This window comes from Paenibacillus sp. GCM10027626, assembly GCF_042676285.1.
In the GTDB taxonomy this organism is placed as follows: domain Bacteria; phylum Bacillota; class Bacilli; order Paenibacillales; family Paenibacillaceae; genus Paenibacillus_Z.
The window spans coordinates 18,892-34,893 of record NZ_JBHTHC010000005.1 but is presented as its reverse complement, the minus strand read 5'-3'; the positions used below and the strand labels follow the sequence as shown (position 1 = coordinate 34,893).

15 protein-coding genes and 1 pseudogene are annotated in these 16,002 nt (G+C 48.3%); 15 read left to right on the top strand and 1 reads right to left on the bottom strand.

Going from position 1 to position 16,002, the window contains the following annotated elements; all coding sequences use genetic code 11:
- Positions 1 to 51 precede the first annotated feature (51 nt).
- From ACFQ0N_RS11650 to ACFQ0N_RS11630, 5 genes are all read left to right on the top strand, one after another.
- Positions 52 to 1,236, top strand: a complete 1,185-nt coding sequence (locus tag ACFQ0N_RS11650) for a MalY/PatB family protein (protein WP_379326107.1) — start codon at positions 52 to 54, stop codon at positions 1,234 to 1,236.
- A gap of 79 nt (positions 1,237 to 1,315) precedes the next feature.
- Positions 1,316 to 1,642, top strand: coding sequence for an antibiotic biosynthesis monooxygenase family protein (locus tag ACFQ0N_RS11645; protein WP_379326105.1), 327 nt, complete (start codon positions 1,316 to 1,318; stop codon positions 1,640 to 1,642).
- Between the two features lie 282 nt (positions 1,643 to 1,924).
- Complete coding sequence (gene serA / locus ACFQ0N_RS11640) at positions 1,925 to 3,541, top strand: phosphoglycerate dehydrogenase (protein ID WP_379326103.1); 1,617 nt, start codon at positions 1,925 to 1,927, stop codon at positions 3,539 to 3,541.
- Between the two features lie 2 nt (positions 3,542 to 3,543).
- Positions 3,544 to 4,287, top strand: coding sequence for a YggS family pyridoxal phosphate-dependent enzyme (locus tag ACFQ0N_RS11635; protein ID WP_379326101.1), 744 nt, complete (start codon positions 3,544 to 3,546; stop codon positions 4,285 to 4,287).
- Between the two features lie 149 nt (positions 4,288 to 4,436).
- The gene (locus tag ACFQ0N_RS11630) at positions 4,437 to 5,654 is read left to right on the top strand and encodes an acetylornithine transaminase (protein ID WP_379326099.1); all 1,218 of its coding nucleotides are present in this window, start codon (positions 4,437 to 4,439) and stop codon (positions 5,652 to 5,654) included.
- A gap of 64 nt (positions 5,655 to 5,718) precedes the next feature.
- On the opposite strand, the pseudogene ACFQ0N_RS11625 reads toward ACFQ0N_RS11630, so the two are convergent.
- A pseudogene (locus ACFQ0N_RS11625) lies at positions 5,719 to 6,132 on the bottom strand (MocR-like pyridoxine biosynthesis transcription factor PdxR); the annotation flags it as partial.
- Positions 6,133 to 6,155: 23 nt separating this feature from the next.
- Between ACFQ0N_RS11625 and ACFQ0N_RS11620 the strand changes: the two are divergent.
- The 10 genes from ACFQ0N_RS11620 to ACFQ0N_RS11575 all read left to right on the top strand — a co-directional run bounded on the left by ACFQ0N_RS11620 (position 6,156) and on the right by ACFQ0N_RS11575 (position 15,993).
- Entirely contained in the window at positions 6,156 to 7,454 is a 1,299-nt protein-coding gene (locus ACFQ0N_RS11620; RefSeq protein ID WP_379326097.1) for a serine hydroxymethyltransferase, read from the top strand.
- Between the two features lie 3 nt (positions 7,455 to 7,457).
- Complete coding sequence (gene serC / locus ACFQ0N_RS11615; RefSeq protein ID WP_379326095.1) at positions 7,458 to 8,543, top strand: 3-phosphoserine/phosphohydroxythreonine transaminase; 1,086 nt, start codon at positions 7,458 to 7,460, stop codon at positions 8,541 to 8,543.
- A 151-nt stretch (positions 8,544 to 8,694) separates the two neighbouring features.
- Complete coding sequence (locus ACFQ0N_RS11610; protein ID WP_379326093.1) at positions 8,695 to 9,432, top strand: GntR family transcriptional regulator; 738 nt, start codon at positions 8,695 to 8,697, stop codon at positions 9,430 to 9,432.
- Positions 9,433 to 9,827: 395 nt separating this feature from the next.
- Entirely contained in the window at positions 9,828 to 10,784 is a 957-nt protein-coding gene (locus tag ACFQ0N_RS11605; RefSeq protein WP_379326091.1) for a ribokinase, read from the top strand.
- 10 nt (positions 10,785 to 10,794) lie between these two features.
- Complete coding sequence (locus ACFQ0N_RS11600) at positions 10,795 to 11,685, top strand: MIP/aquaporin family protein (protein ID WP_379326088.1); 891 nt, start codon at positions 10,795 to 10,797, stop codon at positions 11,683 to 11,685.
- Between the two features lie 32 nt (positions 11,686 to 11,717).
- Positions 11,718 to 12,536: a class I fructose-bisphosphate aldolase gene (locus tag ACFQ0N_RS11595; protein WP_379326086.1), complete on the top strand. Its 819-nt coding sequence runs from the start codon at positions 11,718 to 11,720 to the stop codon at positions 12,534 to 12,536.
- Between the two features lie 98 nt (positions 12,537 to 12,634).
- Positions 12,635 to 13,258, top strand: a complete 624-nt coding sequence (locus ACFQ0N_RS11590; protein WP_379326084.1) for an HAD family hydrolase — start codon at positions 12,635 to 12,637, stop codon at positions 13,256 to 13,258.
- A 118-nt stretch (positions 13,259 to 13,376) separates the two neighbouring features.
- Positions 13,377 to 13,613: a thioredoxin family protein gene (locus tag ACFQ0N_RS11585; RefSeq protein WP_379326082.1), complete on the top strand. Its 237-nt coding sequence runs from the start codon at positions 13,377 to 13,379 to the stop codon at positions 13,611 to 13,613.
- 123 nt (positions 13,614 to 13,736) lie between these two features.
- Complete coding sequence (locus ACFQ0N_RS11580; RefSeq protein ID WP_379326080.1) at positions 13,737 to 14,351, top strand: MarR family winged helix-turn-helix transcriptional regulator; 615 nt, start codon at positions 13,737 to 13,739, stop codon at positions 14,349 to 14,351.
- A 172-nt stretch (positions 14,352 to 14,523) separates the two neighbouring features.
- Positions 14,524 to 15,993: an aminotransferase class I/II-fold pyridoxal phosphate-dependent enzyme gene (locus ACFQ0N_RS11575; protein ID WP_379326078.1), complete on the top strand. Its 1,470-nt coding sequence runs from the start codon at positions 14,524 to 14,526 to the stop codon at positions 15,991 to 15,993.
- Positions 15,994 to 16,002 lie beyond the last annotated feature (9 nt).

Genomic DNA, 16,002 nt, shown 5'->3' with positions numbered 1-16,002 from the left:
CAATGCTGTGGAACAGGAAATCAGCGGATAAAACGGATCGGAGGAAAACGCATGAAATACGATTTCGACAAACACATCGACCGGACGGGGACAGCCTCCTATAAGTGGGATCAATCCGAGAAGCTGTTCGGGCGATCCGATATTTTGCCTTTGTGGATAGCGGACATGGATTTCGAACCCCCGAAGGAAGTCGTAGAGGCAATTAAACATCGAGCGGAGCATGGCATTTACGGATATACGATGCGACCGCAAAGCTATTACGATGCGATTGTCGGGTGGCTGTCGCGACGCCATGGGTGGAGAATCGAGCAAGACTGGCTTTCATCCAGCCCGGGAGTCGTGCCTGCCCTTAGTCTGGCGGTGCAGACGTTCACGCAGCCGGGGGACGGCGTTATTTTGCAATCGCCGGTTTATTATCCGTTCTACGATGTCATTCGAATGAACGGGCGGGAGGTTGTGAACAATCCGCTAATCCTTCGGGGCGGCCGATACGAGATGAATTTCGAGCTGCTTGAAAAGCAGGCCGCGGCCGGGGCGAAAGTGCTGCTGCTGTGTACGCCGCACAATCCGGGCGGACGCGTGTGGACGCGCGAGGAGTTGGAGCAGGTGGCGGAAATTTGCACAAAGCATGGATTGCTTGTCGTCGCGGACGAAATTCATCACGATCTCGTTTTCTCCGGGCATAAGCACGTACCGTATGCCTCCTTGTCCGAGGCGTGCGCTCAGCACTCCATTACCTGCATTGGGCCGAGCAAAACGTTCAATCTCGCGGGCTTGCAAGCGGCAGCCGTCGTCATCCCGAATGCAGATATTCGCCGCCAATACAATACGGCGCTCAAAACGCTGTCCATTCATATGGAGTCGTGCTTCGGCCTGACCGCGACCGAGGCAAGCTATACGCACGGTGACGAATGGCTGGACCAACTGCTCGTCTATTTGGAGGGCAATCGCGATGCGCTGCTTGCCTACGTGACGGAGCATTTGCCGCAGGTGAAAGCGATGTCGCCGGAAGGAACGTATACGGTATGGCTGGACTGTACAGCGATCTCGGACAAGCCTGCGGAGCTGAAACAGCTCATGTTCGACAAGGCGGGCGTCGCCTTCGTCGAAGGGTCCCTATTCGGCGAACAAGGAGCCGGTTACTTGCGCGTGAATCTTGCATGTCCACGCTCTTTGCTGCTGAAGGCGCTGGATAAGTTTGCCGGAGCGATTCAGGAGGAGAACGCAACCCGTTAATAACAAAAAGGCTATGTTAAACTTTGTTGTTGATATTTGATGGACCGCACCCAAATAATTATTTTAACGGAGGAAAGTCATGAGTGAAATTGCCCAAACACCAAAAGCACCTTATTACGCAGTGATTTTTACATCTGAAAGAACTGATGAGGATAAAGGGTATTCGGAAATGGTAGAGGAAATGGTTAAACTTGCATCTGTCCAACCCGGATTTTTAGGCGTAGAAAGTGCCAGAGAGGGCTTAGGTATTACAGTATCATATTGGGAATCTCTCGAAGCTATACAAAAATGGAAGCAGAACGAACGACATTTGATTGCTCAAAGAAAAGGTATGTCTGATTGGTATCTCAGATATAAAACGAGAGTTTGTAAGGTCGAACGAGATTATGGATTTGAAAAAGAATAACAATCTAAATCGATTGATCTAACAGAATTTAACATAGCCAACAAAAATAGACCGCAGGAATCCTGGTGATTCTTGTTTTTTTTTCTACCTTCGAGATAGGGATGATGGGACTTGAGAATCAACACTGTTTTATGGATTGCTCAAATACATCGTTTTTGGATATATAGAAACAAACCATACTTTGATAAACTGACGTTGTGTTTCTCAAACACGCATGGGTATACAGACTACAAACCCGCATTCACTATTGTACAGTCTTCGCATAGAGAGGGAGTGAAGATCATGTTTAAAGTTCTGGTGTCAGATCCAATAAGCGATTTTGGATTGCAGCAGTTGACTCGTGCTGAAGATATGGAGGTCGCCAAAATAACGGGGCTGAGCGAAGAGGAGCTCATTTCTGTCATTCATTCCTATGATGCGCTGCTCGTCCGTTCTCAAACGAAAGTGACTAAGCGCATCATAGAGGCAGCCGTTCGTTTGCAAGTCATCGGTCGGGCAGGAGTTGGGGTGGACAACATTGATTTGGATGCTGCGACAAGCCGAGGGATTGTCGTGGTCAATGCACCCGACGGCAATACGGTCACGACGTGCGAGCATACCTTTGCGATGATGATGTCACTCGCCCGGTATATTCCGCAAGCCTATGCCAAAACCGTTTCCGGGCAGTGGGATCGCAAATCATTCCTAGGCGTTGAATTGCGAAATAAGACGCTAGGTGTGCTCGGACTTGGCCGTATCGGGATCGAAGTAGCTAAACGCGCAGCGGCGTTTGGCATGACCGTTATCGGGTACGATCCCTTTTTTCCAGAAGAAAGGGCGGGCAAACTGGGGATCAAGCTGGCAACCGTAGATACCATCATCCGTACTGCCGATTTTATTACGGTTCATACGCCGCTAACGAATGAAACGCATCATATGATTTCGAAGCCGCAGTTCGATGTTATGAAGCGGGGCATGCGGATCATCAACTGCGCACGCGGGGGAATTATTGACGAGTCGGCGCTTGTTGAAGCGCTCGATGCAGGGATTGTGGCAGGCGCCGCCTTCGATGTATTTGAACACGAGCCTCCGCCACCCGATCACCCATTCCTAAGGCATCCCAAAATCATCGTTACCCCGCACTTGGGCGCGTCCACTTTGGAAGCGCAAGAGAATGTCGCTGTTGATGTTTCTGAACAAGTGATTCATATCCTGCGACAGGAACCATTTAAAAATGCAGTCAATATGCCGGACGTTCCATCCGACCTGCTCAATCAATTACAGCCCTGGTTCACCTTGTGCGAACAACTGGGGAATTCACTTGTCCAGATGACGGATGGCGCGATACGAGAAGTTACGGTGGAATGCGCAGGCGAACTTGCGGATCTGGACACATCTCCGTTGCTCCCGTATGTGCTTAAGGGTATACTTTCCCACCATCTCGGCGCGGAACAGGTCAATGTCGTCAATGCCATTCACCTGGCGAAGTTTCGTGACATTCACCTTACGGTACAAAAATCGTTGTTTACCGAGAGCGCGTCCAGCGAGCTTACCATTCGACTAAAGACAACCATCGAGGAGAGATGGGTGACAGGGACATCACTGCCCGGCGTTGGGGGACGTCTTGTCCGAATTGGCCCCTATCCGGTTGAGCTTCCACCTGAAGGACATGTTTTATTGATTTCACAGCAGGATATGCCCGGCATCATTGGACGGGTGGGAACATTGCTTGGAGATAGCGGCATAAATATTGCCACGATGCAAGTGGGGAGAAACGAAGTTGGCGGCTCGGCAGTCATGATTTTAAAAATTGATAAAAAAGCATCCAGGAACGTGATGGAGTCCTTACTCGTGATACCGGAAATCAAGCGCGTGCGGGAAATCTCCTTTGACGAGCATGGTGAAGAAGGAGGGGCGTAGACATGAGCAATTTAGTTGAAGAGAATCTCAAAAGCGTAAGACAGCAGATGGAATTAGCTTGCCAAGCATCGGGGCGTAAAACCGAGGACGTGAAATTATTGCTCGCGACCAAAACGGTAACGCTTGAAAAATTGCAAATGGCGATGCAGGCGGGGGAGGTTCTGTTTGGGGAAAACAAAGCCCAGGAGCTTCGGGACAAATTCCCGCTTATGCAGCAATATAATCGGGTGGAGTGGCATTTTATCGGGCATTTGCAGACGAACAAAGTGAAGGATGTCGTCAAATATGTGACGCTCATTCACTCTGTGGATCGTATGAAATTGGGCCAGGCTCTGCACCAGCAGCTTGTTAAAGAGAACAAGACGATGGATATTCTGGTGCAAATCAATACGTCCTACGAGGAGAGCAAATTTGGGGTTTCTCCTGAATCTGCTCTGGAATTGGTAGAACAACTGTCCCAGTTTGAAACTTTAAATATAAAAGGTCTGATGACGATTGGCAAACTGAATGCGACCAACGAGGAGACCCGGCATTGCTTCCGGCTTTTGAAATCCATACAAGCACAAATTCAGGAGAGAAGTTTCCCGCGTGTAGAAATGGATGTCCTCTCGATGGGCATGTCCGGCGATTTCAAGGTGGCCATTGAGGAAGGAGCTACCATTATTCGCGTAGGGACAAAAGTATTCGGAGAGCGTTATTTGCCGGACAGCTATTACTGGAATGAGAATGGGCGTCAGGACGAGTAAGGGGGAGAGAAAATATGAACACATCAACAACTGCGTTGCGTGGCCGCGACTTTATATCACCGACGATACCTACTTGGGAACGCCGATGAAAGGAATCCAAATATCCAGTTTGCTGGATATGAACGGATGCAGGAACGCGGCAAGTAACAGTGCATAAGAAAGCGGTGATTAATCTGAAAAAGAGTTATTTATTTCCTACCTATAATAAGTTCCCACTCACACTGGTGAGAGGACATCAAACCACCTTGTGGGATGATGAAGGGAAATCGTATTTGGACTTTATGGCAGGACTTGCTGTTTGTAATCTAGGTCATGTTCCGGAGCGGGTAAAGGAGCGGATTCAAGAGCAACTGGAGCAATTATGGCATGTGTCCAATTTGTTTCATATCCCGGTTCAAGAAGAGCTTGCCGAGAAGCTTGTGACAATCAGTTGTGCGGATCTTGTGTTTTTCTGCAATAGCGGCGCTGAAGCAAACGAAGCGGCGATCAAATGCGCTCGCCGGTATCATCAGCGCGTGCTGGGAAATAACCGCTATGAGATTATTACGTTTGAACAATCGTTCCATGGTCGTACAATGGCTACTTTGACAGCTACCGGACAAGAGAAGGTCAAAGATGGCTACCTGCCGTTGCCGGAAGGGTTTGTGCATGCGCGTTTTAACGATATTCAGAGTGTAAGAAACAGCATTACGGACAAAACGGCGGCTGTTATGCTGGAACTGGTGCAGGGAGAGAGCGGCGTTCATCTTGCCGAACCCAAATTCGTATTTGAACTTGCCAAGCTATGCCAAGAGGAAGGAATTCTCCTGATCGTCGATGAAGTGCAAACCGGAATCGGGAGAACGGGGAGCCTGTTCGCTTATGAACAGTATGGCATCGAACCGGATATCACCACACTGGCGAAGGGATTGGCCAGCGGGTTACCGATTGGGGCGATGCTGGGGAAGGAGAAGCTGAGAGAGGCATTTTCGGCCGGCAGCCATGCTTCCACGTTTGGCGGTTCACCTCTCCCTATGGCAGCAGGGCTGGCAACGATTGAAATAATGCTGGAGGACGGATTGGCAAAGCAAGCGCAACAGACGGGAGCATATGCGCTGGATAAGCTGCGCAAGGAGTTAAAAGCTTATCCAGCCATCTGTGCCGTTCGAGGAGTAGGATTGCTGATAGGTATTGAATTTGCCGAACCTGTTGCGCCGATCATTCAGAAGCTGCACCAGAATGGACTGCTTGTTCTAGCGGGAGGAACCCATGTCATCCGTTTTATGCCAAGCTTATACGTAACCTGCGATGAGATCGATCAAGCGATCGACATTTTGAACAAGGTGCTGAAAGAACGGGCTGGCAGCGCAGGCGAGGCTACCCTATAAGCAAACGTCTGGCAGAGCTACTTGTGCAATAGGATCTCTGCCAGACGTTTAATCCCTTCTTCAATGGCAGCTTCATCCACTTTAGCGAAACCGAGTACCCAGCCTTGTTTTGAGGCCGCTGACTGAATAAAGCGGGAAGCGGGTCGCCGCGATAGCGAAACTCGCTGTCGTAATCATCCTCGACGATCCAAAATGATTGCTCCGCAGCCAAATGCAGCAATTGTTGCCTGCGAGGTTCCGACATAATCACGCCAACCGCGCACTGGTGCGATGGCGTAACATACACAAGTCTGGATTCAGGGTGAATGCCATCTACGCATAGCCCATGCTCGTCGACTGGGACAGATACAACTTGCATACGCCGGTATTTCATCGCCATCCAGGCAGCAGGAAAGCCGGGATCTTCAACCGAAACGGTTGCTCCTTCTTGCAACAGGGCTTGGGCAATCAAATCGAGGCTATGTTGTGCGCCTGAGGTATAATCCATTGATAGCTACTATCATGAAAATCGTTGCGATTGCAATGCGTTATATGGAAAGGATGATATCTGTGAAAGTATTGGAACAACAGGACAAAACCATTGTGAACGCCATTTGGCAAGAAGCAGCACGACAGCGGAATAAAATAGAGCTGATTGCTTCGGAAAATTTTGTGAGCCGAGCGGTTATGGAAGCAACGGGTACGGTTTTGACCAATAAGTATGCCGAAGGATATCCGGGAAGAAGGTACTATGGCGGTTGTGAATATGTGGACCGAGTCGAGGAACTGGCTATAGTGCGTGCGAAAACCCTCTTTGCTGCAGAACATGTCAATGTGCAGCCTCATTCCGGCGCTCAGGCAAATATGGCGGTTTATTTTGCTTCCGTTGAACTAGGAGATACGATTTTAGGAATGAATCTATCTCATGGCGGCCATCTAACACACGGGAGCCCAGTTAATTTTTCCGGAAGATTCTACAATTTTGTACCTTATGGGGTAGATGAAAAGTCGGCGCTTATTGATTTCGAAGCTGTGCGAAAGCTCGCTCATAAACATCGCCCGCGTATGATCGTTGCTGGCGCCAGCGCTTATCCGCGAACGATCGATTTTGAGCTGTTTGCGCAAATCGCAGCCGAAGTAGGAGCACTTTTCTTTGTAGATATGGCGCATATTGCAGGAATTGTCGCGGCAGGATTCCATCCTAGCCCCATTCCGCACGCGCACTTTGTTACGACGACAACACATAAAACGCTGCGAGGTCCAAGAGGCGGTATTATCATGTGCCGTAAGCCGTGGGCGCAAGCGATTGATAAAGCGATCTTTCCTAGAGTCCAAGGTGGCCCTCTTATGCATGCTATCGCGGCAAAAGCGGTTGCGTTCGGCGAAGCGATGCAACCGGAATTCAAATCTTATATCGAAAAAGTGCTGGTTAACGCCCAAGCATTGGCTGAGGCATTATTAAATGAAGGGTTAACTGTTGTATCGGAAGGGACCGACAATCATATAATTTTGCTCGACCTGCGCCCGATCGGACTAACTGGAAAAGAAGCTGAAAGCATACTCGATGAGGTGGGGATTACGGTGAATAAAAATGCGATTCCTCATGATACGGCAAGCCCGCTTGTGACGAGCGGCATTCGCTTCGGAACTCCAGCTATGACAACAAGAGGATTGGGAATCCAAGAAATGAAAGAAATTGCTCGGCTTATTGGACTTGCACTTAAAAATCCTGAGAGTTCAGTCGCCAAGGAGCAAATACGAAGAAGTGTGCAGGAAATCACGTCGCAATTCCCTTTATATGAAGGTCTACAGGAGTGCTAAGCTATGGCGAATACCTATAATTTTAATGCCGGTCCGGGAGCGTTGCCTGCGGAAGTATTGCAGGAAGCACAAGAAGAATTGCGAAATTATCAAGGGATTGGCGCATCCATTCTGGAAATCTCCCATCGAAGCAAAGCATACGAAGCCATCCATCATGAAGCGCAACAGTTGATTAAAGAGCTGATGGGTCTCTCTTCAGATTATGAGGTTTTATTTCTTCACGGAGGGGCAAGCCTGCAATTTTCGATGGTGCCGATCAACTTTTTGACAGAAGGAAAAGTTGCGGGGTATATACACTGTGGGACATGGTCGGGAAAGGCGTGGCAAGAAGCGCAGAAAATAGGGCAGACCCTCGTGTTGGCAAGCGGGGAGAAACAAAGTTTCAAACAGATGCCCGATCTAAGCAACTTGAATATTCCGAAGGAGATGGCGTATGTCCATCTCACATCCAACGAAACGATTGACGGCATCCAATGCCGAAGCCTCCCTGATACCGGACATGTTCCTTTAGTAGTGGATATGTCTAGCGATATTTTTTCCCGTCCCATTGAAGCATCCCGATTTTCATTGATATATGCAGGCGCTCAGAAAAATTTGGGACCTGCAGGCGTTACGATCGTCATTGTCCGCCGCTCTTTGCTGGGGAGCATTCCGGACACAATTCCCGATATATTAAGTTATAACATGCATGTCAAACATCATTCGCTCTACAACACACCGCCCGTTTTTTCTGTGTATATGGTCAACCTTGTGCTCAGGTGGATTGTGAATCAGGGGGGAGTACAGAGCCTGGCTGTCCACAACCAGCAGAAAGCGGAGCTGCTTTATCATGTGCTCGACAACAGCGGCGGATTTTATAAAGGATTGGCTTATAAGGACAGCAGATCGATGATGAACGTTACCTTTCGTGCATCCAGTCCGGAAATTGAAAACAAGTTGCTTGTTGAACTGGAGCAGGAAGGGTTCATGGGATTAAAAGGCCATCGAGATGCGGGGCATCTCCGCGCCTCCATTTATAATGCGGTACCTTATGAGCATTGCAAAGCACTGGCGGATTTTCTGACTGAGTTTCAAAAGAGGAATGGTTGAATTTTAATGGGGAAGCAGCGACTGTTGGAGTCCCGATCATTCGGGTGATCTACCGGTCGCTTTCTTGATTCATTCACCTTTGAACATTTGTATTTTTTTATGATTAAAGGTATATTGATGTATATGAACGTTATTTAAGGATGGTGCCATTATGCCATTTATAGATAAAAATAGTCCTGAACCGCTTTACGTACAGGTGCAAACCTGGATGAAACAAAAAATCAATAGCGGCGAGTGGGGTCCACAGCATAAGTTGTTATCGGAGATTGATCTTGCTGCGTCGCTTGAGATCAGTCGAGGGACGATCAAACAAGCGATTAAAAATTTGATTGACGAAGGCGTACTGGTGCAAATCCACGGCAAAGGCACGTTCGTCGTAGGACGGCAAATCGAATCGCCTGTGGCAGAACGGCTCGTATCGATCGCTGAAACGCTTGATAGCAATAATAATGAGTTTTCGACCGTTCTCCTTGGCATAGAGCTTATTCCTGCCGTCAAACCGTTCGACCAGCACCTTGGCTTGTCCAAAGGCGAATCGCTTTACTTTTTGAGACGTGTCCGATCGTTTGATCATTGTCCGGTCGTCTATCTTGAAAACTATTTGCCAGCCAAACTGTTCCCAAACCTCGACAAATACAACTTCGAGAAAGAGACGCTATTTTCCATTATCGAGCGTGATTACGGTTTGAGCATTCGCCGCGGCAAACGTTCATTCGTTGCATGCGGATCGGACGAGCGGATTTCGTCCTTATTGGAAATCGATGAAGGGACCCCGATTATTCTTTTGGAACAAGTGACCTTTTCTTCGGACAATGCGCCGCTCGAATATTCCAAAGTATGGCTGCGAAGTGATCGAATGAAATTGACTTCTATTCTCGAACGCTCATGAAAGCCGCTCTTAAAGTTGTAAACTCTGCACCTTCTTTGCGGAAGGTGTTTTTTGTGTTTCGCAATTTAAACAACTAAACAATGCGATTGGAATAATGCCATTGACAGCATTGAAGCTGGTATGATACTCTTTAACTTAGAGATGTATATAGAGGTATATATACCATTATAGACGAATTTATCGAAGCTTTATATTCATCTCCGGATCAAGAGAAATTATAATGGGAAAGAGGTGGGCCAATAGACGACACGATTACCTGCCTGTATAAGTGTTGGAGCACGCAGTCCTAGAATGTAAGCGCTATAGAAGAAGCGTACCGTCTCATTCGGATCGGTTTCAGCGATAATGGATGTGGTAGAGAGATTCATACTGAAACTACTTGGGAGGCACATTCAATGAAACAACATCCAAATATTACGGTAGTAGGAAGCAATATGGTTGATCTTCTGTCTTATCTGGAACGGTTCCCGGAACGCGGAGAAACCGTATTCGGTCGAGGATTCGTGCAAGGCTTCGGCGGCAAAGGCGCCAATCAGGCTATCATGGCGGCAATCCTCGGAGCTAAAGTTTCCATGGTGACGTGTGTCGGCGACGATGTTTTTGGTCCGAAGTGGATCGAAACGTTTGAACAGAACGGTGTCGACACTTCGTTCGTAAAAATTGTCCCGGACAATTACAGCGGCGTAGCGGCTATCTGGGTGGAAAAGACTAGCGACAACCGGATTGTGCTGGGCGCCGGAGCCAACGAGGAAGTATCTCCCGAGATGGTTGACGAAGCGTTCGATCGGTTGCCTAAGCCAGATGTGATCATTTCGCAGTTGGAAATCCCACAATCTTCCATTTTGCGCGGCTTTCAAAGGGCGAAAGAAGTCGGAGCGACGACAATTTTGAACCCCGGCCCTGCAGCTCCTGTACAAAAAGAAATTCTCGACAATACCGATTGGCTGATTCCGAACGAAACGGAATTTGCCCTACTTGCAAAAGAAATGGCAGGCATCGATGCTTCGGATCTTCATCAGGCGGTTCGCCAATTCGGTGATCGTACTCGTGTGAATCTGGTCGTTACATTAGGCAAAAACGGTGCATTGCTTTATATGCCTGGCAGTGGGAACGATATTATCGAGCTATTAGCGCCAACTGTCGATGCCAAGGACACAACAGGAGCCGGCGACGCCTTCTGCGGCGCGTTCTCTTATGGAATCGCGGCGGGTCTTGAACCGCTCAAGGCTATCGAGTTGGCCAATATGCTTGCTTCCGATAGTGTTACCCGCCCAGGTACGCAAATCTCGTATGCCCGCAATGATCATTTGGCGCACCTGCTTGAACAAGTTTTAAATCAACCGAAGAGGTAGGGGACACTGCATGAGAAACAGTTGGTTGAAAAAATATGCTGGCGAAGCAGTAGGCACTTTTCTTCTTGTCCTCTTTGGCTGTTCGGCAGTGGTGATCGCCGTCACTTACGGGCATGCCGCTGACTTGTTCAGTGCAGGTTTAGCTTGGGGATTTTCTGTTGCTCTTGCGGTTTGGGTAACCGGTTCGATATCGGGGGCGCATCTGAATCCGGCGGTCACGCTCGGTTTTGCAATCATCGGACGTCATCCGTGGCGTAAAGTGATCCCTTACTGGACAGCCCAGGTGATGGGCGCTTTCGGGGGAGCCGCAGCCGTTGTGCTTGTATTCGGCGATGCGATCCGTGACTTCGCTTTGCGCAAAGGGATTGAAATGGGAGCCATTGGCAGCGAAAAAATCGCCATGATGCTGGCCCCTTACTCTCCTCATCCAGGGATCGTCGGCATCGACGTTCACGCTTATGCAATCGTGCCGGTATGGCGAGGATTTGCGACTGAATTGCTTGGCACAGCCTTGCTGGCCATCGTGGTATTGGTTTTGACGGAAGCTCGTAACGAGAATTCCCCGGCACCCTGGGGTTTGCCGATCGGCATTGTCATACTCGTCACCATGCTGACGGTCGTGACGGGCGCGCATACGATGACTTCGCTGAACCCTGCTCGAGACCTCGGTCCGCGAATCATGCTTGCTTTTATGGGATTCGGAAGTGTAGCATTTCCGGGACCTCGGGACGGTCTATCAATGTTTATTACGATCGGCGGTCCGCTTGCTGGCGGCGTGATTGGATGCCTTTTGTACAAATTCGGTTTAGCCCGTCTGTTTGCTAGGCCGTTACCAGAGTCGGAACAATCAAATTTAATCGAACCGAATCACGGTGATCAGGTTCGGAACCACACTGCCTAATCATATAAAGTAGTTTATCAAGAGGTGACAAGATGACATTAATCGCTAACATTGCAACATTACCAGGGCTTGGCAGGCAACGGAGGCTGTCGAAGCTGTTTCGGGAGGACGGCAGAGCAATGGTCGTCGGTCTCGATCACGGATTGTCCGCGGGAGTGATGCCTGGACTTCACGATCTCGGAACCATCAGCGCTACTTGCGTGAAAGGCGTTGCCGACGCGATTTTACTCGGGCCGAAAGCGAGTCTATGGGCCGCATCAAGTTTGGGACAGGCGAACAGTACGGCGTTCTGGCTTCGGCTTGATCGCACGAACGCGTTCGATCGGCCGACTCCGAAGAGGCTGAACATTTCTGCGATAGCTACCGTTCAGGATGCGTTAAGAGTAAACGCTGACGCGGCGGTCGTTTGGTATATTCGATCGGATGGAACAACTGCCGATGCGGACGCCGAGAATACAAGACATATAGCGAGCATCGCAGAACAATGTCGGGATGCGGGGATGCCGCTCGTTGTGGAGGCGTTTACAACAGGAAGTAACGTCACAGGGGGCAATATCGTAAAAACGATCCGGATTGCCTATGAGTTGGGCGCTGATTTGCTTAAAATCGAACATCCGGAAGACGAGGGCGTATTGAAGGAAATTTTGGCAAGCGTTGATTCGCCGGTATTTTTGGCGGGAGGACCGCAAGCCGACAACTTCAACCAGTTTCTGTCCAAGCTGGATCGAGCGATGCAGTTGGGGGTCAAAGGCATCGTCATCGGACGGAATATTTGGCAGGCCGCGGATCCCGCACAAGCACTCATGCAATTTCATTCTATCGTGCACGGTGCGTCTTTGACAAGAGCATAGATTTGGCATTGCAGTTATTTGCGACGGCAATCGGGAGGGGGACCCGGTTGCCGTCCGCTCTTATCGCGCTGTAACTAACGGAAAAGGAGACAGAACTGATGCTTTATAAAGCCGTTGTTTTCGACGTAGATGGAACATTGATCGACACGGAAAAAGCGATCACCCAATCTCTTATAAAAACCGTACGCGACATGCGGGGAATCGAGGTCGGCTACGAGAGAATGGCCGAAGAATTTGGCACGCCTAGTTCGCATACTTTTGCAAAATTCGGTATAGACGACCTGAACATGGAGAACGCTATGAGCAAAATGTCACAGTATTTCGCGGAGCATCATGAGCAGATAAGTATATTTCCGGAAATCGAAAGTGTGTTGGCTACCTTGACCTTGGGCGACTTGCATTTGGGCATCGTTACTTCAAAAACAAGAACACAATTTCACCATGAGTTTACACCTCATGGACTCAAGCGTTATTTCCCAGTTGCCATATGCGCAGACGATACCAAGCGCCATAAGCCTTATTCCGATCCGCTGTTGAAATATTTGGAAATTGCCGATCTTGATCCTAGCGAAGTATTGTATATCGGGGATTCAGTCTATGACATGGAATGCGCAAAAGGCGCGGGAGTCGACTTCGGTTTGGCTGTATGGGGCGCGGTAAATAAACAATTGCCAGCCGACCACGTTTTCCTGCGCCCTTACGATATCGTGAAGTCGATTTGAACGATCATCATATTTGCCTATGATAACGATAAGCAATTTGAGATTGATCATGCCCGTATCCTTTTTTATAATTTAAATAAGTAGCAAAGCTACATAAAATATAAAGGAGTGAATGTCAATGGCACAAGCAGTTTTTTATCATGCAGGTTGTCCCGTTTGTGTAGATGCGGAGCAAGTGGTGGTTGATTATCTTGACAAATCAAAGATTACTACGGAAATTGTGCATCTCGGTACAGCGCGAAACCGGATCGAAGAAGCGGAGAAGGCGGGTGTTAAATCCGTTCCAGCCTTGGTGATTGGCGGAAATGTATATCATATCAATTTCGGTGCTAGTCTCGAGGATGTAAAAGGTTAAGCATTACAAAAGAAGGTGCTCTTAGCGGCACCTTCTTTTGTTAATACATTATGCTTTTATCCGACTTGCATTGCATGTAATATATATAAGAGACAGCTATCCATATGAGAGGTACGACAAGCAATGATATTTGATCCTCAGTATCGAAAAGATAATCGCTCAGCGCGCATCGGCATGGCTTTATTCCGAATGTCCCAGGCGATCAAAAAAGTGACGCAGGCCGAAAGCGATACCCTGGGATTATCCCCTGTACAAGTCCAGGCATTGCTGTTCGCCGCACACACACGAAGCGATGTGGCTACGGTAGGTAACTTCGCCAATACAATCGGTACGACTCATGTAACGGCCGTGAAAATACTCAATGGATTAGTGAGAAGAGGGCTGATCCATAAATCGCAAAAAGCCGAAGATCGCCGAGTGACCTTGCTCTCCTTAACTTCAAAGGGAAGGGCAGTCGTTAACAAGCTTGACAATTGGGGGCATCTACTAGAAGAAGCACTTCAGTCTATTCCAGAGGAATTGCTGACGCATTTCGAGATTGGGCTCGGCTCTATTATTTCTACCCTGCAAAAGAAAGGGCATCTCGTTGTCTCGGAACCCTGTACAGGTTGCATTCATTTTCTTCCGAATACCGGCGATATCACCGCGCCTCATTATTGCAAGATGATCCAAAAGTATCTTACCCACGAAGCCTCACTCCAAGAATGCCCCGAACATACTCCCTCATTCAAAGTCTAGAATCGCTGTGGAGAAACGTCTTCCTCGCATCTGACTTTATTTCCTCCTCCTTTTTCATAGGCGAATCCTATCGTTGTTATATAATCAATTGAATTGAACAATGATCCGATTCAATTTAAAATTAACCATAAGTTGACTTGATCTCTCGTTTTGAAAGGAATTGAACAACAATATGGATCACCACCGTACACCATTGTTTACTGCATTGCTCGAGCATGCGAATCGAAACCCGATTCCTTTTCATATACCAGGCCATAAAAAAGGAGAAGGGATGGAAGCCGGGTTTAAAACATTTCTGGGCGAAAATGCCCTGTCCATTGACTTGATCAATATTGCGCCATTGGATGATTTGCACCAGCCTACTGGCGTGATTGACGAAGCACAACGCATGGCTGCCCATGCTTTTGACGCGGACTATACATTATTTTCTGTGCAAGGAACGAGCAGTGCGATAATAACGATGATTATGTCTGTGTGTGGGCCGGGCGACAAAATTATTGTGCCGCGCAACCTGCATAAGTCGATTTTATCTGCCATCATTTTTGCAGGGGCCAAGCCTGTATTTGTCACTCCTGAGAGAGATAAGCGATGGGGGATCGATCATGGCATTTCTGTTCGTTCAGTGAAGAAGGCGATTGATAGGCATGCGGACGCCAAAGCGGTGCTTGTAATCAATCCAACCTATTTCGGTGTATGTACCGATCTGAAAGCTATTGTCGATTTAGTTCATGATTACGGCATACCGGTACTTGTTGATGAGGCGCATGGGGCATTGCTCCACTTTCATAACATGCTTCCGTTATCAGCTATGCAGGCTGGAGCAGATATGGCTGCAACAAGCATGCACAAGCTTGGCGGATCGTTGACACAAAGCTCGTTGCTCCATATTAATAAAGGGCTTATTCAGCGTGAAAAAGTACAAACCATCTTTAGCATGCTGACAACAACATCGACATCCTATATTCTTTTGAGTTCCCTGGACACATCACGGAAGCATCTTGCCTTGAATGGCTCGAAAATGGCAGCAAAAGCGATTCAACTAGCGGAATACGCCAGAGATCAGATCAACCAAATTCCCGGTCTGGCTTCTTTCGGCAGGGAGATTCTGTGGACGGATGCGGCCTTTGATTTCGACCCTACGAAGCTTACCGTACATGTCCGAGAGTTAGGCATTACCGGGTATGCTGCGGAAGAATGGCTGCGGGAGCACTACAATATTGAAGTAGAACTGAGCGATTTGTACAACATTCTTTGCCTAATCACACCAGGTGATTCGACAGAAACGGTAGATTGTTTGCTGGACGGTTTAGCTGAACTTGCCAAAGTTCATCAAAACTCAAAAGCGGAAGCCGGAGCCATTGATGTCAAATTACCTGAAATTCCGCTGCTTGCTTTGACGCCAAGAGATGCCTTTTATGGGGAGGTCGAACGCATTCCCTTTGCGCAATCTGCTGGGCGCATCATGGCAGAGTCTGTTTATGTGTATCCCCCGGGTATTCCTATTTTACTGCCTGGGGAAGTCATAGCGGAACAACATATCCGATACATTCATGAGCATCTGGAAGTCGGATTGCCTGTAAGAGGACCGCAAGATTTAACTGTAAAAAACATCAAGGTAGTTATCGAAGCCAAGGCGATTTAGCTAAAGGGG

Bases quoted from the DNA above. Each gene is read 5' to 3' on its own strand.
- ACFQ0N_RS11635 (WP_379326101.1), top strand. From the start codon at position 3,544: ATGAGCAATTTAGTTGAAGAGAATCTCAAAAGCGTAAGACAGCAGATG.
- serA (WP_379326103.1), top strand. From the start codon at position 1,925: ATGTTTAAAGTTCTGGTGTCAGATCCAATAAGCGATTTTGGATTGCAG.
- ACFQ0N_RS11585 (WP_379326082.1), top strand. From the start codon at position 13,377: ATGGCACAAGCAGTTTTTTATCATGCAGGTTGTCCCGTTTGTGTAGAT.
- ACFQ0N_RS11590 (WP_379326084.1), top strand. From the start codon at position 12,635: ATGCTTTATAAAGCCGTTGTTTTCGACGTAGATGGAACATTGATCGAC.
- ACFQ0N_RS11600 (WP_379326088.1), top strand. From the start codon at position 10,795: ATGAGAAACAGTTGGTTGAAAAAATATGCTGGCGAAGCAGTAGGCACT.
- ACFQ0N_RS11645 (WP_379326105.1), top strand. From the start codon at position 1,316: ATGAGTGAAATTGCCCAAACACCAAAAGCACCTTATTACGCAGTGATT.
- serC (WP_379326095.1), top strand. From the start codon at position 7,458: ATGGCGAATACCTATAATTTTAATGCCGGTCCGGGAGCGTTGCCTGCG.
- ACFQ0N_RS11575 (WP_379326078.1), top strand. From the start codon at position 14,524: ATGGATCACCACCGTACACCATTGTTTACTGCATTGCTCGAGCATGCG.
- ACFQ0N_RS11650 (WP_379326107.1), top strand. From the start codon at position 52: ATGAAATACGATTTCGACAAACACATCGACCGGACGGGGACAGCCTCC.
- ACFQ0N_RS11595 (WP_379326086.1), top strand. From the start codon at position 11,718: ATGACATTAATCGCTAACATTGCAACATTACCAGGGCTTGGCAGGCAA.
- ACFQ0N_RS11610 (WP_379326093.1), top strand. From the start codon at position 8,695: ATGCCATTTATAGATAAAAATAGTCCTGAACCGCTTTACGTACAGGTG.
- ACFQ0N_RS11620 (WP_379326097.1), top strand. From the start codon at position 6,156: ATGAAAATCGTTGCGATTGCAATGCGTTATATGGAAAGGATGATATCT.
- ACFQ0N_RS11605 (WP_379326091.1), top strand. From the start codon at position 9,828: ATGAAACAACATCCAAATATTACGGTAGTAGGAAGCAATATGGTTGAT.
- ACFQ0N_RS11580 (WP_379326080.1), top strand. From the start codon at position 13,737: ATGATATTTGATCCTCAGTATCGAAAAGATAATCGCTCAGCGCGCATC.